Here is a 22,006-nt window from a genome sequence, read left to right on the forward strand (position 1 = left end):
CACCAGCCCACAACAAAAGCTATAAGTTAGCTGTGCCACCTTATAGCCCAGCACGTTGTGGTTTATTGAAATGACAGAAGAACAGAAATATCTACCTAACGAAATCCTGCTGAAGTCAACCATTAGCGGCAAAGAACATGGATGGAAAAGAGAAGATTTTAATGAAGTTGTAAACCGTGCTGTAAATGCTGGACTTGCAGTTGTTGGCGGTCAAGTACAGTTTAAATTACCTGATGGAACCTGTGAATTATACTGGCGAAAGTATGACACCAATCAAAGAATGACAGGTGAAGGCTGGACAAGCTATTGCAGTAGAACCAAACAGGAATGCCTGGAACAGTTTAACGCTTTACCCACAAATCAGGAACTCATTAATGAAGGAATCGAGAACTTTGAGTTTTTAAGAGAGAAATCAGCACAAGGTGTAAATCTTATAGACTTTTTGATATTCATTCTATATTTCAACGCTCCTGAAAAAGGTAGCTAAAAATGAGAACAACGATACCACAACAAGGTGTAGCAGCAAGGCTTGCTGACGCTGCGCCTCCGCTACACGAATACCGTTAGGTGCAACCGTAAGAAAGAAAAATGACCTTTGATAAAATTTTTTCTGATTCATTTGACACGTATAAAGTATTTGACAACATGGATGTGGCCAAAGCCAGTCATCAAGCTGGTAATACTCCAAAAAGCCTTTGGCAAATCTTAAATCATATAACAGTCTGGCAAGAATTCCAATTGAACAAATTAAAAGGGTTAGACTCTACGGACATTGAAGAATTGGATACTTGGGAAAATGACCCTGTTGTTCGTGACCAAAGATTATTACAGCAAACTATCAATACTTTCAATAATCAGATTGAACAGATAAAAAGTGAAATCCAAACGTTATCTACTGAAAGTAACGATATAGAGAAGAAGTTAAAGATAGTACAAGACCTATCAGTCCATCTATCATTTCACCTAGGAGAGATGGTTTTGCAAATGCGGCAAAACGGACATTATCCGATGCCGAGTGAAATGAAGGAATATTTAGCCAGCTAAAAACGGCTGCACCTAACCACGCATATACTCCACGCTTCGGCCGACTGCCTTGCAAGCAGTACATACAAGTCCGGTAGGTTTAAGACAAACTATAAAATTTGCACCTTCATTTAAGAAGAGATGAGACTAACAATATACTTCTTAACGCTCTCACTCTTTGTGTGCGTGAAGGTTTACGGACAGACAAGAACTATAACGGGGAGAGTGATAAACGAAAACTTGAAAACTCTTCCAGAAGTTAGGATTCAGAACTTAGATACTGTAGTACTTGGAACAACAGATAAAGAAGGAAGATTCGAAATAGAAATTTCTCCCACAACAGATGAGCTATTGACTAGCTGGATTGGTATGGAGTGGAAAACTATTCAACTGCCTGCACAATGTAACCAGCTTGACATAATTTTGATGTACCATGGGAGTTATGACTTTATGTTGGCAAGAAGAGTTGACAGACTTCGCAAGAAGCGATTTAAGAAGCTGCCTGAACTGCACTTAGCAGCATATGAAAAAGGACTATTTACCACAAAACAGCCATGCTATGGACATGAGTTTGTGCCAATTAAGGAAGAATTGAACGAAATAAAACGAAAGAGACGGACAAAAACCCCTTAAACCTAACAAGGTGTATAATTTAGGCTTCGGATAAGCCTTTCCCCCATAATAGAACGAGACCGGTATGCAACTTAAATTATAAATATATGAAGAGGTGTAAAGAAGTTTTGCAATTACAGCTGCTGCGGTACCACACATCTGCTACACCTGGAAGAGCACTTATGTAACAGCGCGAATATCAAAAAGTGCTACATAGACTGCCATCTTGAAAATAGTTTGACCCGGTTCTCCTATCAACTAAAGGACGGGTGGTCTCAGCTTAAGATCGGTAGAATACTCTTTGACCGGGAAGGGATAACCAGCCTTTTAGAAAGCTGATTACGCCTCCCTCCTAAGCACCTCTAAAGGTGGCCTGTTCAGAATGCTTCTACTGTTCAGCATCCCAATGAAAACCGTCAGTACTGTAATTCCCAAAAACACTGGAAGGAGTGGCGAAAGGTCCGGTATAAACGGAACTTCAAAGCTGAAAACTGCCAGCGCCCAACTGGCTCCCACTGCCAGTATTACTCCCGTGCCTGCCGCCAGGGCGCCAAGTAGTAGGTATTCGAAGGCATTTATACTTAGTATCTGTTTTCTGCTAGCCCCTAGCGTACGTAGTAGTACACTTTCCTGTACACGTTGATACTTGCTGTTGTTAATAGAGCCAATCAGAACTAATAAGCCTGTGCTGATACTGAAGAGCGCCATAAAGCGAATCACAAAGGATATCTTGCCCAGGATATCGTCCAGTGTTTCCAGGATCAACCCCAGGTCAATAGCCGACACATTAGGGAACATGCGCACCAGCGACTGTTGAAACTGTGCAGCCTGCTCATCAGTTTCTGTACGCGTCATCAGCACATGGAACTGCGGAGCTTCCTCCAGTACCCCCTTCGGAAAAAGGACCAGGAAATTGGTCTGTACCCGGTTCCATTCCACCTCCCTCAAGTTGGCTACCACAGTAGGCACCATAGCTCCCTGCACATTAAAGACCAGGGTATCACCTATTCCCACCTTTAGCCTTTCTGCATATTTTTCTTCTATGGATATCGGGACAGGTACATCAGTATTCTTTACTTCACCCTGCCACTCTCCTGCCACACTCTTTTCTGATTCTATCAGAGAATCGCGGTAGGTAACGCGGTATTCCCGGGTAAAGGTCCAGTCGGGAATGCCCAGGGTGGTATCTTTCCGTACATCAGCAGCAGTGAGTCCCTTTATCTCTTCTACCCGCATAGTTACCACCGGTACCGATTGCAGTATTGGTAAACCCTGTTCTTTTGTAAATTCCGTAACCTCCTCTTTTTGGGCGCTTTGAATATCGAACAGAACAAGATTTGGCTGGTTTTCACTTCCTGCAAAGGCTACTTCGCTAAGCAAAATGCGCTGCATCAGGAAAAGCGTAGCAATAAGGGCAGTACCCAAACCGATGGAGACAGTTAACAGTAGGGTCTGGTTATTTGGCCGGTACAGGTTTGCCAGGCTCTGGCGCCAGACATATCCCCAGCTAACCGGGAAGAAGCGCTTCACGATCCACATCATCAGGCGCGCAATCAGAGCAAGCACCATAAATGCCACTAACACACCTCCCGAAAAGGCCAGGGCACGAAGCCAGCTACCAAGCTGAAAGTAAGAGAACAGGAAAATAAAGGCAAAAATAAGAATATAAACTCCCCAACGCAGTTTATCTGCCCGCTTAGATACATGTTCTATACCTGCCCGCAGCGTGATGAGCGGTGAAATATTCCGGATAGTAAGCAGGGGCAGCAATGCGAACAGAACTGCCACTACCAAACCAATGGCTATACCCTGAAATATAGCTGACCAGGAAACCGCTATTGTTACATCTACCGGCAAAAAGGATTTGAATAGTTCCGGCAAGTATAGCTGGATAAGGCTACCAAGCACTGCGCCTGCTATAGAGCCGATCAAACCCATTGCCATTACCTGGAACAGGTACACCAGGAAAGCCTGTTTACCGCTCATGCCCAGGCAACGAAGAACTCCAATGGTTGGCAGCTTTTCCCGGATGTAAACATGCACGGCACTGGCTACCCCGACACAACCTAACAAAAGGGCAACGAAACCAACCAGTGCAAGGAATCGGGCAAGGTCTTCATATGATTTTCCAGTACTCTCTTTGCGGCTTTCAATGGTGTCGAAACCGAAGCCTGCTTCTTCAAGCCTTGGTTCCAGCTTTTTTACAAGTTTATCCGGGTCAGTGTTTTCAGGCAATTTGTAGTAGTGGTAATAACTGATGCGACTGCCTCTTTGCAGCAGACCTGTTTCTTCGAGGTAGCGGCGCGGGATGTATACTGCCGGGGCAATGGTGGCGGTCATAGCCGACTGGCCTGGAATTTTGTGTAGAGCACCGGCGATTTCAAAAGTCTGGTTACCTATTTTTATAGAATCTCCTGGCTTGGTGTCGTATTGCAGCAAAAGGGTTTGATCTACCAATGCCTGCCTTCCTTCTTTTCTGAAAGTTTGGCTGGCGCTTTTTGGTTCTGTTTCAATGGCACCATAATAGGGGAAACCTCCTTCCTCCAGAGCCCGGACCTGTACAAGCCGGGTACCACCAGATGCCTCAAATAGTACCATAGACACAAATCGCACCTCATCAGAACGTTCTCCACCGGTGCCAATGGAATCCAGCAGTTGCTGCATCTTTGGCTCGATCTCCTTGTTGGCTGCTATCACCAGGTCGGCTCCGATCAGAGATTTGGCCTGGTTATCTATGTCAGTGCGTAAATTATCTGAGAAAGAATTAATAGCTACCAGTGCCGCTATACCCAGGATGATGGAAGAAATGAATAAGGCAAGACGGGCGCGGTTACGGCGACTGTCTCGCCAGGCCATCTTCAGTAACCAACGTACGTTCAGGGGGCGTTTTATATCAGGACGAATGATGGTGTCAGACACTTTTGATTTTTTAAGTAAAAAAATAATTGAAGATGACTATAGCCTGTTCTCTACCTGTACTTTTTCGTCAGACACCACAGTGCCGCCTTTGATACGGATGATGCGGTCTGTCTTTTCAGCTAGCTCCAGGTCGTGCGTAACCAATACAAGGGTAGTTCCGGCCTCCCGGTTCAGGTCAAACAGCAGTTTTTCCACCCGCAGTCCTGTTTCCTCATCCAGGTTACCGGTTGGTTCATCAGCAAAAAGAATGGTGGGCTTGTTAGAAAAAGCCCTTGCCAGTGATACCCTTTGCTGCTCCCCCCCGGAAAGTTGTGTAGGGTAATGGTCATGCCGTTCTGCCAAACCTACCCGGGATAGCAGTTCCATTGCCTGGCCGTGTACATTTCGCTCTCCACGTAACTCCAAGGGCACCATCACATTTTCGAGGGCTGTAAGGGTGGGTATCAACTGAAAGTTTTGGAAGATGAATCCAACATACTGGTTCCGAACCTGTGCCCGCTCATCTTCTGAAAGTTTATCAAGCTTTATGTTGTTGAGTATAACAGAACCGGATGTAGCTCTGTCAAGCCCGGCACAAAGACCCAAAAGTGTGGTTTTCCCACTGCCGGATGGTCCCACAATGGCACAGGTGTCACCTGCCTCAAGTGTAAAGTTTATGCCCTGAAGTACAGTCAGAGGCTTATCGCCGCTGTGGTAGATCTTCTCAAGGTTTTGTATATCTAGTATCGTGGACACGGAAATAAATTAAAGTGAATATATTTGTTCCTATACGCTCCAAAATCAATAACCTTGTTCATGCGTTATAGTTTTACAGGCGGATACAATTAAAATTAAGAAACTAAGTCGATAAATGATGACAAACAGAAATATTTTAACGCTTTTGGCCACTGCTGTTTTTGCCCTTTATGGCTGTGGCGACGAACAGGGAACGGAAAACGCAGATACTATACAGGAAGCGCGCACTACTGCTCCCTCCGCTTCTGAACGAACTAAGGATACGGGTACAAAAACCATACTGTTTTTCGGAAACAGCCTCACCGCCGGCTATGGCCTGGAGCCAGACCAGGCTTTCCCGGCACTGATACAGGATCGCATTGACTCCCTGAACCTCCCTTATAAGGTGGTAAATGCAGGAGTAAGTGGTGAAACATCTGCCGGTGGCAGAAGCCGGATTGATTGGCTTCTTAAAAATCCTGTAGATGTATTTGTACTGGAATTAGGGGCCAACGACGGACTGAGAGGCATAGACCCAGACGAAACATACAAAAACCTGCAGGCAATCATTGAAAAAGTGCGTGAGAAGAACCCGGATGCTAAAATTATACTTGCCGGGATGCAGATACCGCCTAACATGGGACAAAAATATTCGCAAAGGTTCAGAGAGGTCTTTATAAAACTGGCAGAAGAAGAGAATGTAGCACTTATACCTTTCTTACTCGAGGGTGTTGCTGGTAACCGTGACCTGAATCTGGAGGATGGGATACATCCAACTGCTGAGGGCCAGAAGATACTGGCAAACAATGTATGGGATGTGCTGGAGGACGTTTTAGAGCCTGCTGAAGCAGAGGCTTAGGCAATTTTATACCAGTTATTTCTGATGTCATTATTTCGAAAACCTTTCCCAAAGAAAACGGCATTTCCCTTTCTGTGCCTATCATGTTCTGGCTGATGTGCTTCTAATAATTAAATTTATTTCGGTAATAATCAAAATATTATAGTGAGTGAATAGGTGCCTTGGAAAAAAATAAAGAAATTTACAGAACTTCAGGCAACCTCTGCATAGCTATCTTGCATCTAAGGGGTAAAGAGCAACAAACAGCTCCTAAGTAAGCCAGAAATAAAGTAGGTTATTTGATAAACCATTACGCAAAGTGTCAGAGTCGGAATTAATAGCAGGATGTCAGAAAGGTGACAGTAAAGCGCAGAAGGCGCTTTATGAGCGGTTTGCTTCACAGATGTATGGCGTTTGCCTTCGCTATCTTAAAAATGACATGGATGCTGAGGAAGCTTTGCTGAACGGGTTTATGAAAATCTACAAGAACATTGATCGCTTCGAAGCTAAAGGAAGTTTCGAGGGCTGGGTCCGCAAAATAATGGTAAATGAGGCACTGGCATTTCTTAGAAAGAAAGAGCCGCTGCATCTGGCCATTGAAGACAGTCACATTCAGGTGGCTGGTGGTACCGGTGCCGATCATGATCTGGCAGAAGGTGAAATAATGGAATTGTTGCACACTTTACCCGCGGGTTACAGGGCGGTATTTAACCTGTACGCAATAGAAGGATACGCTCATAAGGAGATAGCAGACATGCTCGGGATAACCGAGGGAACATCCAAGTCGCAGTTAAGCAAGGCTCGTGCCATGCTGCAGCGCAGACTGGAAGGACAGACTGCTATCGCTGTATAAAATAAGGAGGAAACCATGAGACCAGAAGAAATAGACAAGCTATTCCGCGAGCGGGTGGGTAACACCTCCCCTACGCCGCCCTCAGACCTGTGGAACCGCCTGCAGGAAAGAATAGAAGAGGAAATGCCTCGCCCGGTACACACTATTCAACCTAAAGAAGAAAAGAGAAGCTTTATGTGGATCTACTCTTCTGTGGCAGCAACCCTATCATTGGTGCTTACGGTTGGCGTTGTGTTCTATAACATCAAATCAGACCCTGAGGTAAATCAAACCCTTGCCAAAGTTGAAAAGCCAGTGCTGGAGGAAGTTCCTTCCTATACAGCGCCTGCACCAGAAACAATTGCACTGGTAGAGCCTTCTTCGGAAAAAAAATCTGAACCCCAGGCAACCGAGGATGCAACCCCTGCATCTACTATAACAGAAGCGGTTGCAATACCAGCTACCATCGCAAAGGCTACAAAACCTGCAAAACAAGTTAAAACAGCCGAAGCTACCGTAGCAGCTCAACCAAAGGCAAATGTGCAGCAGGCCATTGCCTCTAACACTCCGACTGATATTCCCGTGGAAACAGCCCCGGCTAAGCCAACTGTAAAAGCAGTTACACCGGCTACCCTGGCTGCCAACACAGCTACCAGTGCGGACATGAATGCTGAACCTGTCGAGATCATCATCAAGCGCGCTGTAGCCTCGCAGACTGCCATGGCAGAGGCAGAAAGCGAGCCAAGCGGTTTCGACAAAAAGACCAGGCTTGCCAAGAACATCTTTAAGCAGGTTCGCAACCTCGCTAACGGTGAAGAGGTGGAGCTTCAGGCCTTGGGTATTCGTGCCGACAAAGTAGCACTGGAAACACAGATCGGAAACAAAAAACTATCAAAAGTCATTAATCTCTAACCCAACAAAACCATGAAACGAGTACTACTAATCATGGCCATTTTCATGGCCACCGCTACCGGTGTGTCTGCCAAAGGCGGTCCTACCCTTGCAGAACGCCTTAACCCAGGCCAGGATACCATAGTTGTAAAGATGGCAAACGGCGCAAAAATGATTCTTCAACTTGAAAATATCAAGCAGCTACAGGCCTTCCAGAACTACAGCCTAGACTCTCTAATGCGTGAGCTTAACCAGTACGTGGAGCGTGTAGACCAGATGGAAAACACAAATCAGGAGTCTAAAGAAATGGTGGTTACCTTTAACAAGGATAAAGCCGCTGATGGTAAATCTGAGCAGATAACAGTAACTGTACAAGAGGACCCGAAGAAAAAAGGAGATCTTAAAGTAGAGCGCCACGAGATCCGGATTAACAAGACTTTCAAAATTGATGTGGAAGTAGAAGAAGACGGCGACGATACCAAAGTGAATGTAAATGTGCCTGACAAAGCAGAGAGAGACAGTACGCGTGCAGCTTATAAAGAGGCACACTATAAGTCAACTAAATTTAACTTCGACGTTGACCTGGGTCTGAACAACTTTGTTGATGCAGAAGATAACCAGGTGCCGGACCTGAAGCCGCTTGGGTCTCGCTACGTGAGCCTTAACCTGCACCTGAACTCACAGATTGGTGGCCGCAAGAGCCCTTTCTATTTGGTAACAGGATTAGAGTTCGCCTTTAACAACTACATGTTCGACGAGGATGTGATCGTTGTTGACAATAACAATGTAACCAGCTTTGTAGTAGTGCCTGACAGGAATTTTGAAAAGTCTAAGCTAACACACTCCTCTGTTAACATACCGCTTATGCCAATGCTCAAATTTAAGCGCGATGGAGGAAAAGACGGTTTTAAAATAGGTGCAGGTGGATTTGCCGGCTACCGCTTAGGCAGCCATACAAAACTTAAGTTCGAAGAAGACGGACGTTCAGAAAAGGACAAGGCACGAGATAACTTCAACCTGAGCGATTTCCAGTATGGTCTGGAAGGTGTGATCGGATACGGTGGACTGGATCTGTTTGTGAAGTATAACATGAACGACCTGTTCAAAGAAAACAGAGGTCCTCAGGCAAACGTCATCAGCTTTGGTCTTCGACTGTTAAACTAAAAGAATATTGTTTGTGAAAAGGTGAGTAAAAAGAGGGGCTTAAGGGCCCCTTTTTTAATGTTCAGTATTTCGCATGAAATTGTCAATAATAATGGCTGTAGCAGTGGCAACATTTAAAGACTCAGCCTTCCCGAATGCTGGAATTTTAATCAGTTGGTTTACCTGCTTTGCTACCTCGGGACGTATTCCATTAGCCTCATTTCCCAATACCACGATCCCCTCGGGCTTAAGGGGCATAGCATGTAGATTTTCACCGGCCAGAGACGCCCCATAAATCTTACGAGTATTAGTTTGTTCCTTTAACCATGCAGGCAAATCGAGGTAGTAAACGCCAATTCTTGTAAAAGAACCCATGGAAGCTGAAATAACCTTGGGGTTGTAAAAGTCGGCACAGGTTTCAGAGCAAATAACTTTGTCAATGCCATACCAGTCGGCAATACGAATTATTGTTCCTAAATTGCCAGGGTCACGAATATCATCGAGGGCAATGACCAGTTCGTGAGCTTTTAGCTTAAGTTGAGGCAGCCGGCGCATACCTGCAACAGCAAGGCCGGCGTTGTTACTTGAAAAGGTGCCTGCTTGTACCAGCTCCTCTTCCTTTACAATTTCATAGTTAAACCCTTTCCGTAGCGTATCTGTATGTTCGTTGTAAAAAGTTTCGGTTATAAATAAGTGTTGTACCTCAAAATCCGAATGAAGCAATTCAAGCACACTTTTTGCGCCCTCCACTACAAAGGCTTGGTGTTGGTTCCGGTATTTTTTTACTTGCAACGATTTAATGTACTTTACAACTGCTTTAGACAACATAGCTCGATAGAAGTTTGAGATCACGAGTATACATATACGCTCTTTCAATTACAATTTTCTGCCTTTCCGGTTGTATCCCTACCCGGTATTTGGGCGAGGATGAAAAGCTGTTGGTGGGCATTGAGCCAGTGGGCCTTAATAAAGTCGATCCTGTTGCTATTCAGGCGCTTTACCAGCAGGAACCCAACCGCTTAGTGCTCGGCTCCGCTCCTTACCTGGCGCTTTATAACTTCGGTAAAAAGTTTTATGATCCGCAAAAAATTCAGGAGAGAATAGAGGAAGCACAGGCAAAGCAGGCCAGAAAAATCAAGGAAGCCGGAACAGACTCTGCCGAGGTACAAAAGATCCGCGCCAAGTTTGATGCTCGCATAGATCGTTTACAGGACAAGAAAAAGGAAGGTAACTTTTTAATGCAGCTTGGCGAGCCACCAGCCATCTATGACTCTTTAGCCATGGCCCGCACCATGGACCAGATTGACATCTACCTGAACTCCAAAGGGTACTTCAACCACCAAGCTGATTTCACTAAAGAAATCAAAGATGAAAAGCTTGTTTATGTTACCATCAACATAGATGAGAATATACCTTACCGATATTCAGAGTTTAAATTTGATATCCCTGATACAACCATACTTAATCTTGTGAAGGAGAACGCTGCAAGATCCTTATTGCAATTAGGGGAGATTTACGATGAAGATGAACTGAGCCTGGAGCGTGACCGGCTTTATAACTTACTTAAGAACCGGGGTTACTATGACTTTGCCCGGGCTTATATAGAGTTTGAGGTTGACACAAGCTTTACAGACAATTCAGCTCAGGTCACCACCATAATACAAAATCCGGAACAAGGGAGGCACAAGGTATACGAGATTAAGGATGTATATTTTAAAACCGATATTGACCGATTCGGAATACCACGTGATACCATATCATACAAAGGGATAGACTATGTAGCCTACAGGCATAAGTATTCTCCGGAAATCCTTGATAAGAAAGTGGATGTTTATCCGGGTCAGCTTTATAGCCAGCTCCGGACAGCCACTACCCAGCGAAAACTTTCTAATCTGGATGTGTTTCAGTTTAATAAGGTGCTTTACAATAAAGTACAGGATTCTGATTCTACCTATTACCTGAATGCCTTTATCAATGCAGTGCCGGCGAAAAAATTCCAGGAAACTACGGAACTGGGTATGAACTTTACAGAGCGCCGGCCTGGACCATTTTCATCAATCAGGCTTAGGGTAAGGAATGTGTTTGGAGGTGCTGAGAACTTAGATATTGGTCTACGTGGCGGGTACGAAGCTCAGATTGGTATAGCGGACGATGATGAAACTGTTATGATCAAGGAATTTGGTGGTAGTGTTGCGTTGTCATTCCCGGTTATACTGGTGCCTTTTACCAATAAGAACCTGCTTTCTGAATTTAGCCCACGTACCAGGTTTTATTCCGGTTACGCTAACGAAGACCGCAGGGAGTACCAGCGCTCTAATTACGAATTAGGTCTGGACTATATCTGGCAGCGGTCCCGCACACCTTTGCAGCCCCCGATCATGCAATATATTTTCTCTCCGGTGAACATAAATATAGTTCGGGTAGGGCGCATATCTGATGCCTTTCAAAGAAGACTGGAGCAGGATAACATCATCAGAGGGAACAGGTCGCTAGCCGAAAGCTTTAAGAGTGGATTTATCTCATTCATCTCCTTTAATTTCATTTATAATACCAACGACTTTACCCAGTCCAAAAACGCCCGTTATCTTCGGACGCTGGTGGAAGTCGGAGGGTTAACACAGGAGTTGGGGCTTGATGTGAACATAGGTGATCTGAGAACCTTTCAATATGCTAAACTTAATCCGGATTACAGGCGCTACATTCCGCTAGGAAACCAGAGGGTTTTCGCTTATCGTATTAACACAGGAGTGGCTTCTCCCCTTTTTAACTCACAGGTATTGCCCTATGATAAGCACTTTTTTGCAGGTGGTGCATCCAGTGTGCGGGCATGGCAGTCAAGGCGCTTAGGCCTTGGCTCTTTTCCAGCTACTACCACCGTTGATGGAGAAGATGTTATTCTAAATGAGCAACCGGGGGAAGTGTTGCTGGAAGGAAGTGTTGAATATCGCTTTAATATGTTTAGCTTTCTGAACGGTGCATTCTTTGTGGATGCCGGTAATGTGTGGCTTCTGGAGAAAGATGCCAGCAGGCCGGGAGCTAACTTTGAGTTTAACCGTTTTTACAAAGAGCTCGGAGTGGGTACAGGATTCGGCATTCGCTTTGATTTATCAGTAGTGGTGCTAAGGTTCGATCTGGCAACTAAAGTGTATGACCCTACCGTGGCGAATGGTAGCAGGTTTGTATTTGATGAATTTAAATTCTCACAGATTTTTACTCGTAATAACCAGACCTCCCTTAACATAGGTATTGGCTATCCATTCTAAGTAGTTCTCTTATATCCTCTTTAAAAGTCCAATCCTGTTTCTCAGATCAAATAGGTGATTAAATTTATCTAAAATTGTATTTAACAGATATCCCTGTTTTGTTAATATAAGTTTAACAAAACAGGGATATCTGTTAAAAGTCTACCCTATTGCTTAACGAATAATTGTAAAATGTTAGTTTGTAGCTTAATATAAGCGATTCCGAATTTCAATCTAAAATTTCCTCTACAACTCATTTCAGATCCTTTCAAAATATTTTAACTAAAATATTTCTTTTTCTATTTAGGATATATAATTTTAGGGAGGATATCAGGTTTGGTTGAAGCGATGGGTATATCCTTGAAGTAGGTAACAATGTGAATACAGTTACATTTTACAGAGATATACTACTTATACGCCACACACCCCATGAAACAAACTTTACGCACCCTGATTTGCTGCATATTATGCATGCCTTCCCTTGTTTTTGGTGAAGGATCTAAGCAGCTTACCCCCCACATTACAACAAATGGAACTACTGATAAAGCTAATACAACAGTAGGCTATTTACAGCACGACGATAATGGGAATCAGACTATTTCATATGGTTTCCTGAAACCCAATACATGGTCCTACAATGGTGCTGAATTTATAGAAGACTACCGGATGTACGTCCGGCTCAAGCCAAATGAAACGGTTTACTATGGTGTAAGAAGGAGAATAACAAACGAGACTTCTACCAATCAAGCTTCTGCCAATCAAAATGATCTGATTCTAACACTTAAGTATGGCACTGGAGTTGGCACTACTGTGCAAACCACTACGCTCTTACGCGACCAGTCTAGCGTTAATCAAAGTAAACTGCTAGAAAATATTCCAACAGGGCAAGGGAATAAAACTGCTCCCCAAAATGGAGTGATCAAAACGGCTGCAGAAGTAATGAATGGCCCTAACTATGGTGGAAGGACTGACGGGTACAATGCTCTCTCCTATACCAATACCACTGGAGCTATGCAGGACTTTTACCTGGAGTTTACTCAAGTAGGTGAAGAGAGTATGCATCCGAAACAAAAGAAAAGCTGGTATGACCTGTGGGATTTAACAGTTATTGACCCCAACGGAAAAGAAATGCCAGGAAGGCTATTTTCAAAGCAGTGGTCTTTTACGGCAGGGGCATCTGCAAATGTCCTTTCCAGCACATTTGCCTTTTACCCCCTTATCCCAAACCAGCTGGACGGCACAACATACTATGTTAAGAAAATAACCCTTGCCGGTATGAGGCCCTTTGGATTTCGGTTTGTAACCAACCAGTATGGCTCCACGTCCCAGTATGGCACTACTTTTCAGGAAAGGCGCAAAAGCCAGTTAGTGCAGTCAGACTATTCTGAGTACCTCAATTTTGTTAACAACCCTGACGAGGAAATGTGGCCTAGTGCGCCGGATCCAAAATTCTCTTTTTCCGCTGAAAGTATATGTGAAGCAGAACAGCCTAAGGTAGCTTTCATAAGTAACGCCGGAGTCCCTTCTAATTTCATGGTTCAGATTGATGTGAATGCAGATGGGTATAAGCCCAACACTGCAGATGTATTAATAGAGAAAACCTTTGAAGCTGGAACAAATAAACTGGTCTGGGATGGAAAGGATGCCTATGGCAATATAGTACCGAGTGGAACCAGGCTGGATTACACCTATAAAAGTTACACCTCTCCCATGAACTTTCCTGTTTTTGATGCGGAAGGAAACGCTTCCGGCTTTAAGTCTGAAAACGTAAGGCCTGTTCCGAGTACAGTAAATGACCTGCTTTATTGGGATGATAGTAACCTGCCATCATCCAAGTTTCCGTTAGCAACACAGAGAGAACTTAATGGTGTAAATGCAAATACAGGCGCACATTTATGGGGTGCCAGTGCTGATGATGGTAATGGATATACCCTAAATACCTGGACCTACGGGTATACCTTTACTAAAAACGAGTCGCTTGTATTCACCTATGAGTGCAATATGGGTGTGTTACCCGTTACCATAGCTTCCTTTAAAGTAAAACCGGATTATGAAGGTGTACGGCTCGATTGGAGTACCGCTATGGAGTTGAATAATAAATTCTTTGTGGTGGAGAGGAGTTCAGATGGAAAGGTTTTCGAAGAGATCGGGCAGATTGCCGGGAAGGGTACAACTCACAGTAAAATCAGCTATAGCTACTTGGATAGTGAAGCGCCTGCAGGTGTAGTTTATTATCGCCTTAAGCAAGTAGATACAGACTACAGCTTTAGCTATAGCAATGTAAAAATGGTTTATGTAGCTGCAAAAGACCCTCGTGCAAAAGCAGTAGCTTATCCTAATCCCGTATCATCAGATCTTCTTAAGCTGGATTTATCTATGCTACCTAATGGTGTGTATGAACTTAATGTACATGATGCCAGTGGCCGGAAAGTGAAACAAACCAGTACGGTGGATGGAGGAAAAATTCACCTTTTAGATACAAGCCGGTTACCAGCTGGCTTTCTTTTCCTTGAGTTGATAGGAACAGAATCCAAGCAAACGCTCCAGATACTTAAAAAGCAGTAACTCCTGTAACAGAAAAGCCCCTGGTTCTCCAAGGGCTTTTCTGTTACAGGATAAGTCTGACTTTTCTAATAACTTAAAAGGTCTTCCATGGCTTCGGCAACTTTATCTGGGTTTGGCAGCATCATCTTTTCCAGATCCACATTCAATGGTATAGCAGGAAGATTAGCAGCTCCCAAGGTATAAATTGGCGCATCCAGCTTTTGGAAACAATCCTTAGATAAGCGTCCTGCTAATGATTCTGCGAAAGAGTTCATCAAAGGTTCCTCTGTAAGTACCAGTGCTTTCCCATGGCGTTCTACAGAGGCCTTTACTGTTTCATAATCAAGTGGGTTCAAGGTCCGCAGGTCTACAATCTCTACGCTTCCAGGATAATTCTTAGAGGCTGTTTTAGCCCAATAAACCCCCATGCCATAGGTTATTACCGTTATACTATTGCCCATGCGAATTTCCTTCTCATCAGCCTGCTGCACAACATTAGCCTTTCCCAAAGGGAGGATGTAATTCTCGTCTGGCTCTACTGTTTTAGCGTCTTCCGTTCCGGCAACCTTTGACCAATAAATACCTTTGTGTTCCAGCATCACTACCGGGTTTGGATCCAGGAATGCTGCCTTCATCAAGCCTTTCATATCGGCTGCATTACTAGGGAACACCACTTTTATACCTCGGATGTTTAATAAGGTAGATTCTATACTTCCGGAATGGTAGGGGCCTCCTCCACCGTAGGCACCTATTGGTACACGAATTACAGATTGGATAGGGAACTGCCCGTTTGATAAATAGCAGCTCTTCGAAAGCTCTTCTACCAGTTGGTTTATTCCGGGCCAGATATAATCGGCAAACTGAATTTCCACAATAGCTTTTGCACCTACAGCAGACATGCCCGCTGTAGAGCCTACAATGTAGGCCTCCTGGATCGGAGTGTTAAATACACGGGCATCGCCATACTTTTTAGCCAGCAGGGCCGCTTCCCGGAACACACCACCTAACTCACCACCTACATCCTGACCATAGAATAGTGCCTCCGGATAGGTGCGAAGAATATCATCTACTGCATGAAGTGCCGCATCAACCATGATGGCTTTTTCCGCTCCTGCAGGTGTTCTTTCTCCCCTCTCCTCCGTTACAGGAGTTGGCGCAAATTCATGTTGATCGAAAGTAGACGGGTCAGGTGCAGGCGCATCTAATGCCCGCTGGTAATCATTGGCAACAGTAGTTTTTGCCTCCTGCTCCAACTGGTCAATTTCATCCTGCGAAACATCGGCATCCAAAAGTTGCTGGCGCAGTTTTGGAATCGGATCATCAATGGCATGCTGGTTCAGGTTATCGCCCCGGTACCACTCGCGCCGTACCCCGGAAGTGTGGTGCCCCAGCAACGGAACTTTGGCGTGCACTAAAATAGGACGACGCAGTTTACGCGCATATTCAAAAGCTACACGCATTCCTTCATAGGATTCTTCAAAATCAGAACCGTTTACCCTCAGGCGCTCCATACCTTTAAATCCGGCTGCGTACTCATAGGCATCCATGGCACGCATTTCCTTTCCGGTTGCAGAAATACCCCAATCATTGTCTTGCACGAGGTATACGATCGGTAAGCCTTTCAGCACCGCCATCTGGAACGCTTCAGCCACCTCACCCTCAGTAACAGAGCCATCCCCTAAGGAGCAAAGCACTACTGGCTTTTCCTCTCCCTGCAGCAGCCCCTGCCCTTCCAGGTAAGACAGGCCGTGGGCCATACCTGTTGCCGGAATTGCCTGCATGCCTGTTGCAGAGCTTTGATGTGGAATGGTTGGGAAACCTTCCCGCTTTAGGGAAGGATGGCCATAGTAGGTACGTCCGCCAGAGAAAGGATCATCAGCTTTAGCCATTAGCTGCAGCATTAATTCATAGGGCTGCATCCCTATCCCGAGCAGGATAGAATCATCGCGGTAATATAATGAGGCGTAGTCGTAGGACTTTAGTTGTAAAGCGGCTGCAAGCTGTATTGCCTCATGACCACGTGAGGTACTGTGTACATATTTGCTGCAGATGGCCTTGTTTTCTTCATAAGTGTCTGCCAATGTTTTGGCAGTTATCATCAGTCGGTAAGCTTTTTTTAGCAGGTATAAATCCAGCTTTACAGCTTCCAGGGTTTCTTTAGACATATAAACAGTTTCTTTTGCCCGAAAATACGAATTTATCCCCTTTTAGTAAAATCAGGCATATGTTCGGTTGTCCCGCCAATATTCGGTATTTTTGCGGCGGCTATTAATTAACGTACCAGGGCAGCTATAGGATATTACTTCTTGTGCCTTGTGTCCAGCATCTTACGGTTAAGATAAATGTTCAGAGATAAAGTTGAGGCGTTTATGCGCCAATTTCAAAAAGACCTGTGCCAGGCCTTAGAAACCTGTGACGGTGGTGCCACCTTTAAAACTGATGAATGGCAGCATGAAAGTGGAGGTGGTGGCCTTTCCAGGGTAATTGAGGGAGGTAATGTGTTGGAGAAAGGAGGAGTTAATTTTTCTGCAGTACAGGGAGAACTTTCAGAAGCTTTCCTGAAAATGCTGCAAATGCCTGACCCTGCTTATTTTGCTACAGGTGTATCGGTAGTTATGCACCCACACAGCCCTATGGTGCCTATCACGCATATGAACGTACGCTATTTTGAGGCGGGTAACGGACAAGCCTGGTTCGGCGGTGGCATAGACCTTACTCCTGTCTATGTAGATCTTAAGCAAGCCAAAGAGTTTCATGAGCAGATGAAGGCTGTCTGTGATAAGCATCACCCAAGTTATTACCCTGAATTTAAGAAATGGGCTGATGATTATTTTTATAATGAACACCGTGAGGAAACTAGAGGTGTAGGCGGTATATTCTTTGACAGACTTATGGCCACTGATGAATTTACTCTGGAAGACCGATTTGCCTTTGTGCAGGATGTTGCTTATGCTTTTGCGCCTTTTTATACTTCCATCATCAACCAGAACCGTGACCTCCCTTATGGTGAGCGTGAAAAACAGTGGCAACTGATACGCAGGGGGCGCTATGTAGAATTCAACCTGGTATATGACCGTGGTACCAAATTCGGTCTTCTTACCAAAGGACGTATTGAGTCTATCCTGATGAGCCTGCCAACTCATGCTTCCTGGCACTACAACTTTACCCCTGAACCAGGCAGTCCTGAAGAGCATACACAGGCTTACCTGAAAAAGGATATTGACTGGCTAAACGTGCAGTAGAAAAAAATGGTAGAAGCACTGGAGCAACTGGATAAAGAGCTATTTGTATACCTGAACGACATGCAGAGCCCTTTTTGGGACGTGATCATGGTTTTTGTTTCAGAGAAGCTTGTCTGGATACCTTTTTACCTCGGCATTATCGGCTACCTGGTGTGGCGCTACCGCAAACAGAGCATATTTATGCTGCTGATGGCTGTTGTAGCTATTGGTCTGGCTGATTTTGTGGCATCAGGAGTATTTAAGCCGTACTTTCTCCGCCTCCGCCCCTGCCATGATCCTACGCTAGCTGAATTTGTAAACCTGGTGAAAGGTTGTGGGGGGCGCTTTGGATTTATGTCTTCACACGCCTCAACCAGCTTTGCGCTCGCAGTTTTTTTTAACCTGATTTTATCAGACCGGTACCTGGTGTTCAAGATCGTGCTGGTGGTATGGGCAGTCATCGTATCTTACAGCCGTATTTACCTTGGCGTTCATTTTCCGGGTGATATTATAGGTGGTGCCTTACTAGGCTCTTTCCTTGCTTATGTCAGCTCATTAGGTTACACCATTCTTCTGAACAAATACCCCTCTTTTGTGCGTTAAACCTTTAAGAGAGGGTGTTGTTCTCTCTGTATTACTACTGCCAAAAGGTTTGCGAAACTCCATATATTCTTTTATTTCGAGCATGGTGCTGCTCCTGCTTTGGGGTACTGTTTCCGCTCAGGACAAATTAACATTGTCTGGGCTTGTGCTGGATTCTGGGACCGGAAAAGCAATAGTAGGCGCTACAGTTTACCTTAAAGAGCGGCAGGCAACAGGTGCTGTGACAGATGCATCTGGTCGCTTTTCTCTTTCAGCCCCTGCAGGCTCTTACACCGTTGTTGTGAAGTCCTTAGGCTATGATGCCCGGGAGCAGGCAGTACAACTAAATCAAAACCTGAACCTGAGGCTGCAGCTCATGCCCACTGTATATGATGTACAGGAAGTAGAAGTAATTGCTAAACGACAGCCTCCGCTTGCGGAGGGCACCGCCATGGGGCAGTTAGAGCTGCCTATGGAGACAATCAAATCCCTGCCTGTGCTCTTCGGCGAAACGGATATTTTGAAGACTGTACAGCTTTTTCCTGGGGTGCAGTCTGGTGGAGAAGGAAATACGGGGTTTTATGTACGTGGCGGCGGTGCTGATCAGAACCTGGTGCTATTGGATAAAGCAACAGTTTACAACCCCGGGCATTTGTTTAACTTTTTCTCTGTGTTTAACAGCGATGCCATAGAAAACACTACCCTCATCAAAGGAAACATGCCTGCCCGGTTCGGGGGGAGATTGTCCTCTGTGCTGGATGTGGAAATGAAAGATGGCAATATTTCTGCTTTTCAGGCAGATGGAGGCATAGGATTGATTGCATCCAGATTAACAGTACAAGGCCCTATCGCCAAAGAGAAGGCTTCTTTCATAGTGTCAGGCAGGAGAACTTATGTGGATGTCCTTACAGAGCCTTTTCTAAAGAATACGGAACAGGGTGGTGTACCTTACCATTTTTACGATTTGAATGGAAAGGTAACATATAGGATGTCCGATAAAGACAGACTCTACCTGAGTGGCTATTACGGACGGGATGAGGGGCAGTTTAAGCTCTCTGACGGTCGGTTTGTATCCAATTTCTTCTGGGGCAACAGCAGTGCAACGCTTCGGTGGAACCGCCTTTTTAGTGACAGGCACTTTATGAATGCCTCTGCTGTGCTAAGTCACTACGACTTTGAGTTTAACTGGGAGTATGGTGGCTTCACCACCCTGGTGCAAACAGGAGTACGTGATTATAGCTTCAACCTCGATTTTGAATATACACCGAATGTGCGGCATCAATTGCAGTATGGGGTTAACTATACCTATCATAAGCTACGCCCAAGAACAGGGCAGGCAGAGGGGTTGGAAGGAGCAAGCTTTAATACCAGCCGCATAAAGACAAAATTTGCCCATGAAACAGCATTCTACATATCTGATGATTGGAACGTTACAGATAAACTGTTAGTGAGCCTGGGCCTGCGGAGTAGCCATTTTATACAGGTAGGACCTTTCAATTTTTACCAGTTTAATGAGAACCAACAGGCTGTTGATTCAACGCAATTTGATAGCGGCGAGCGTGTTAAATCCTTTCATACGTTTGAACCCCGCGTGTCTCTGCGTTATGAAATAAACAGAAGCAGCTCCTTTAAAGGTGCCTTTACCCGTTCTGCGCAATACCTGCACCTCGTTTCTAATGCCTATACTACCCTCCCGCTGGATGTTTGGGTGCCAAGTTCTGCGATCATAGAGCCTCAGAAAGCCACCCAATATGCCCTAGGTTATTTCAGAAGTATAGCCGACAATCAATTTGAGGGCTCAGTAGAAATTTATTACAAGGAAATGGAAAACCAGCTGGAGTACCGCGAAGGTTTTGCTCCCGGGCCAGCCAACAGGGACCTGGAATATGAATTCGTCTCTGGTAGTGGAGAGTCTTATGGAATTGAGTTGTTTTTGCGGAAAAATTTTGGTGACCTGCAGGGTTGGCTGGGCTATACCCTATCCCGTACTACCCGCGCTTTCCCTGACCTTAATCAAGGTGCATCTTTTCCTGCCCGCTTTGATCGCCGGCACGACCTCTCCCTGGTAGCTAGCTATAAACTAAGCGACCGCTGGACTTTAGGCAGTACTTTTATTTATGGAACAGGACAGGCTACCACACTACCCGTAAGGCGTTATTTTATAGAAGGAAGTGTAGTGTACCAGTACGGGGATAGAAACAGTTTCCGGATGGAACCCACACACCGCCTTGATTTAGCAGCCACGCTGGAATCAAAAAGAAAAAATAACATACAGTCCAGCTGGACCTTCTCCATTTATAACGTCTATGGAAGGCGCAATCCGTTCTTGTATTATATTGATAACGAAGGAAATTCTTTTAACCAGGAAGTAACATTGCAGGCAAAGAAGGTTTCCATTATACCTTTTCCATTACCCTCAGTTACCTGGAACTTCACCTGGAAATAACATGAAGAAGTTAAAGTATATATTATCAATCCTGATTCTGTTTCTCCTGGCAGGCTGCGAAGAAGATTTGACACTCGATATTCCTGCCGGTGAAGAAAAATTAGTGGTAGAGGGGCATATTGAGCAAGGGTTGCCTCCTGTGGTGATGCTGACAAGATCAGTCCCTGTTTTTACGGCTACTTCACCTGATGCCTTAGAAGATGCCTTTGTTCATAATGCCCAGGTTGTTGTAACAAACGGCGGTCAAAGCTATGTTCTAAAAGAGATAGCCTCGCCTGGCTTTTCTGAATCATTGAAAGAAGCCATAGCACTTCAGTTTGGCTTGCCTCCAGCCTTGTTGAATGGCAATGGCCAGTTTCCCTTTTATGTGTATTCTACTGATGAATTAGTAGGAGAAATAGGAGAAAGTTATGGCTTGCGTATCAGCCATGAAGGGCGGGTTCTTACTTCCACAACCACAATTCCAAATCTTAATCCCATCGATTCTCTCTGGTTGATGCCACACCCTGATCCGGCTGAGGATAGCCTGAAGATCCTTTACTACCGTTATGTAGATCCTGATACCTTAGGTAATAGTGTGCGATATTTCACAAAGCGAAACCAGGAGCCTTTTTATCCCGGCCTATTTAGTTCTGTGTTCAATGATGAACTCGTTAATGGGGGTACCATCGTATTTCCTTTGGATCGAGGGGAGCCGCGGGGGCAAAAAGAAGTAAATCAAGAACTATACAGCTACTTCGGCAAAGGAGACACTATTATTGTACGATGGGCCGCGATAGATCTGGCGCACTTCCGATTCTGGAACACGCTGGAGGGTGAGCAGAATAGTAACGGGAGCCCCATTGGTTCGCCCAATACTACCCGCTCTAACATCAAGGGCGGATTGGGTATCTGGGGAGGCTATGGCGTAAGCTACCATCGTATTGTTGTTGATTAAAGGTAAAGAATAAGAGGTGAAAAGATAAAAAATGCCCCTGTTCCCTCCTCTTCCATGCCTGC

Annotated in this window: 17 protein-coding genes; 13 read left to right on the forward strand and 4 right to left on the reverse strand. The window is 44.9% G+C overall.

The features are described 5' to 3' along the window. The first annotated feature begins 70 nt into the window (after window positions 1-70). From ACFSRY_RS17850 to ACFSRY_RS17860, 3 genes are all read left to right on the forward strand, one after another. Entirely contained in the window at window positions 71-487 is a 417-nt protein-coding gene (locus tag ACFSRY_RS17850) for a hypothetical protein (RefSeq protein ID WP_377511074.1), read from the forward strand. Window positions 488-588: 101 nt separating this feature from the next. Beyond that, window positions 589-1,044, forward strand: coding sequence for a DinB family protein (locus ACFSRY_RS17855; RefSeq protein ID WP_377511077.1), 456 nt, complete (start codon window positions 589-591; stop codon window positions 1,042-1,044). Window positions 1,045-1,164: 120 nt separating this feature from the next. After that, entirely contained in the window at window positions 1,165-1,656 is a 492-nt protein-coding gene (locus ACFSRY_RS17860) for a hypothetical protein (protein ID WP_377511079.1), read from the forward strand. 318 nt (window positions 1,657-1,974) lie between these two features. Here the strand turns inward: ACFSRY_RS17860 and ACFSRY_RS17865 are convergent, their stop codons facing one another. Further along, complete coding sequence (locus tag ACFSRY_RS17865; RefSeq protein ID WP_377511082.1) at window positions 1,975-4,554, reverse strand: ABC transporter permease; 2,580 nt, start codon at window positions 4,552-4,554, stop codon at window positions 1,975-1,977. A gap of 36 nt (window positions 4,555-4,590) precedes the next feature. Then, on the reverse strand, window positions 4,591-5,289 hold the full coding sequence (locus tag ACFSRY_RS17870) for an ABC transporter ATP-binding protein (RefSeq protein WP_377511085.1): 699 nt from the start codon (window positions 5,287-5,289) through the stop codon (window positions 4,591-4,593). Window positions 5,290-5,404: 115 nt separating this feature from the next. Between ACFSRY_RS17870 and ACFSRY_RS17875 the strand changes: the two genes are divergently transcribed. From ACFSRY_RS17875 to ACFSRY_RS17890, 4 genes are all read left to right on the forward strand, one after another. Then, a complete protein-coding gene (locus ACFSRY_RS17875; RefSeq protein WP_377511088.1) occupies window positions 5,405-6,127 on the forward strand; it encodes an arylesterase in 723 nt (240 codons plus the stop codon). 298 nt (window positions 6,128-6,425) lie between these two features. Continuing rightward, a complete protein-coding gene (locus ACFSRY_RS17880) occupies window positions 6,426-6,959 on the forward strand; it encodes an RNA polymerase sigma factor (RefSeq protein ID WP_377511091.1) in 534 nt (177 codons plus the stop codon). Between the two features lie 15 nt (window positions 6,960-6,974). Next, window positions 6,975-7,850, forward strand: a complete 876-nt coding sequence (locus ACFSRY_RS17885; RefSeq protein ID WP_377511094.1) for a hypothetical protein — start codon at window positions 6,975-6,977, stop codon at window positions 7,848-7,850. A 12-nt stretch (window positions 7,851-7,862) separates the two neighbouring features. After that, the gene (locus tag ACFSRY_RS17890; protein WP_377511097.1) at window positions 7,863-8,993 is read left to right on the forward strand and encodes an outer membrane beta-barrel protein; all 1,131 of its coding nucleotides are present in this window, start codon (window positions 7,863-7,865) and stop codon (window positions 8,991-8,993) included. Window positions 8,994-9,047: 54 nt separating this feature from the next. On the opposite strand, the gene ACFSRY_RS17895 is transcribed toward ACFSRY_RS17890, so the two are convergent. Next, window positions 9,048-9,800: a TrmH family RNA methyltransferase gene (locus ACFSRY_RS17895; protein WP_377511100.1), complete on the reverse strand. Its 753-nt coding sequence runs from the start codon at window positions 9,798-9,800 to the stop codon at window positions 9,048-9,050. 14 nt (window positions 9,801-9,814) lie between these two features. Here ACFSRY_RS17895 and tamL point away from each other — a divergent pair, with 14 nt between their 5' ends. Both tamL and ACFSRY_RS17905 read left to right on the forward strand, forming a co-directional pair. Then, on the forward strand, window positions 9,815-12,235 hold the full coding sequence (tamL, locus tag ACFSRY_RS17900; RefSeq protein WP_377511103.1) for a translocation and assembly module lipoprotein TamL: 2,421 nt from the start codon (window positions 9,815-9,817) through the stop codon (window positions 12,233-12,235). Window positions 12,236-12,643: 408 nt separating this feature from the next. Beyond that, window positions 12,644-14,779 carry a T9SS type A sorting domain-containing protein gene (locus ACFSRY_RS17905; protein WP_377511106.1) on the forward strand — a complete coding sequence of 712 codons (2,136 nt, stop codon included), beginning with the start codon at window positions 12,644-12,646 and terminating at the stop codon, window positions 14,777-14,779. Window positions 14,780-14,844: 65 nt separating this feature from the next. Here ACFSRY_RS17905 and ACFSRY_RS17910 read toward each other — a convergent pair whose 3' ends face one another. After that, window positions 14,845-16,923, reverse strand: a complete 2,079-nt coding sequence (locus ACFSRY_RS17910; protein WP_377511109.1) for an alpha-ketoacid dehydrogenase subunit alpha/beta — start codon at window positions 16,921-16,923, stop codon at window positions 14,845-14,847. Between the two features lie 177 nt (window positions 16,924-17,100). Here ACFSRY_RS17910 and hemF point away from each other — a divergent pair, with 177 nt between their 5' ends. The 4 genes from hemF to ACFSRY_RS17930 are packed head-to-tail and all read left to right on the forward strand — an operon-like array spanning window position 17,101 to window position 21,944. Continuing rightward, window positions 17,101-18,000 (forward strand): oxygen-dependent coproporphyrinogen oxidase, encoded by a 900-nt coding sequence (gene hemF / locus ACFSRY_RS17915; RefSeq protein WP_377511112.1) that lies wholly within the window; start codon window positions 17,101-17,103, stop codon window positions 17,998-18,000. Window positions 18,001-18,006: 6 nt separating this feature from the next. Beyond that, on the forward strand, window positions 18,007-18,582 hold the full coding sequence (locus ACFSRY_RS17920) for a phosphatase PAP2 family protein (protein WP_377511115.1): 576 nt from the start codon (window positions 18,007-18,009) through the stop codon (window positions 18,580-18,582). Window positions 18,583-18,631: 49 nt separating this feature from the next. Continuing rightward, window positions 18,632-21,007 carry a TonB-dependent receptor gene (locus ACFSRY_RS17925; protein ID WP_377511118.1) on the forward strand — a complete coding sequence of 792 codons (2,376 nt, stop codon included), beginning with the start codon at window positions 18,632-18,634 and terminating at the stop codon, window positions 21,005-21,007. 1 nt (window position 21,008) lies between these two features. After that, on the forward strand, window positions 21,009-21,944 hold the full coding sequence (locus ACFSRY_RS17930) for a DUF4249 family protein (protein ID WP_377511121.1): 936 nt from the start codon (window positions 21,009-21,011) through the stop codon (window positions 21,942-21,944). Window positions 21,945-22,006 lie beyond the last annotated feature (62 nt).

It is taken from the genome of Pontibacter locisalis (assembly GCF_042684605.1).
Classification (GTDB): Bacteria; Bacteroidota; Bacteroidia; order Cytophagales; family Hymenobacteraceae; genus Pontibacter; species Pontibacter locisalis.

Excerpts from the sequence above, each read along its gene's own strand:
- ACFSRY_RS17885 (WP_377511094.1), top strand. The coding sequence starts at position 6,975 with ATGAGACCAGAAGAAATAGACAAGCTATTCCGCGAGCGGGTGGGTAAC.
- ACFSRY_RS17910 (WP_377511109.1), bottom strand. The coding sequence starts at position 16,923 with ATGTCTAAAGAAACCCTGGAAGCTGTAAAGCTGGATTTATACCTGCTA.
- ACFSRY_RS17855 (WP_377511077.1), top strand. The coding sequence starts at position 589 with ATGACCTTTGATAAAATTTTTTCTGATTCATTTGACACGTATAAAGTA.
- ACFSRY_RS17895 (WP_377511100.1), bottom strand. The coding sequence starts at position 9,800 with ATGTTGTCTAAAGCAGTTGTAAAGTACATTAAATCGTTGCAAGTAAAA.
- hemF (WP_377511112.1), top strand. The coding sequence starts at position 17,101 with ATGTTCAGAGATAAAGTTGAGGCGTTTATGCGCCAATTTCAAAAAGAC.
- ACFSRY_RS17850 (WP_377511074.1), top strand. The coding sequence starts at position 71 with ATGACAGAAGAACAGAAATATCTACCTAACGAAATCCTGCTGAAGTCA.
- ACFSRY_RS17920 (WP_377511115.1), top strand. The coding sequence starts at position 18,007 with ATGGTAGAAGCACTGGAGCAACTGGATAAAGAGCTATTTGTATACCTG.
- ACFSRY_RS17890 (WP_377511097.1), top strand. The coding sequence starts at position 7,863 with ATGAAACGAGTACTACTAATCATGGCCATTTTCATGGCCACCGCTACC.
- ACFSRY_RS17875 (WP_377511088.1), top strand. The coding sequence starts at position 5,405 with ATGATGACAAACAGAAATATTTTAACGCTTTTGGCCACTGCTGTTTTT.
- ACFSRY_RS17930 (WP_377511121.1), top strand. The coding sequence starts at position 21,009 with ATGAAGAAGTTAAAGTATATATTATCAATCCTGATTCTGTTTCTCCTG.
- ACFSRY_RS17905 (WP_377511106.1), top strand. The coding sequence starts at position 12,644 with ATGAAACAAACTTTACGCACCCTGATTTGCTGCATATTATGCATGCCT.
- ACFSRY_RS17860 (WP_377511079.1), top strand. The coding sequence starts at position 1,165 with ATGAGACTAACAATATACTTCTTAACGCTCTCACTCTTTGTGTGCGTG.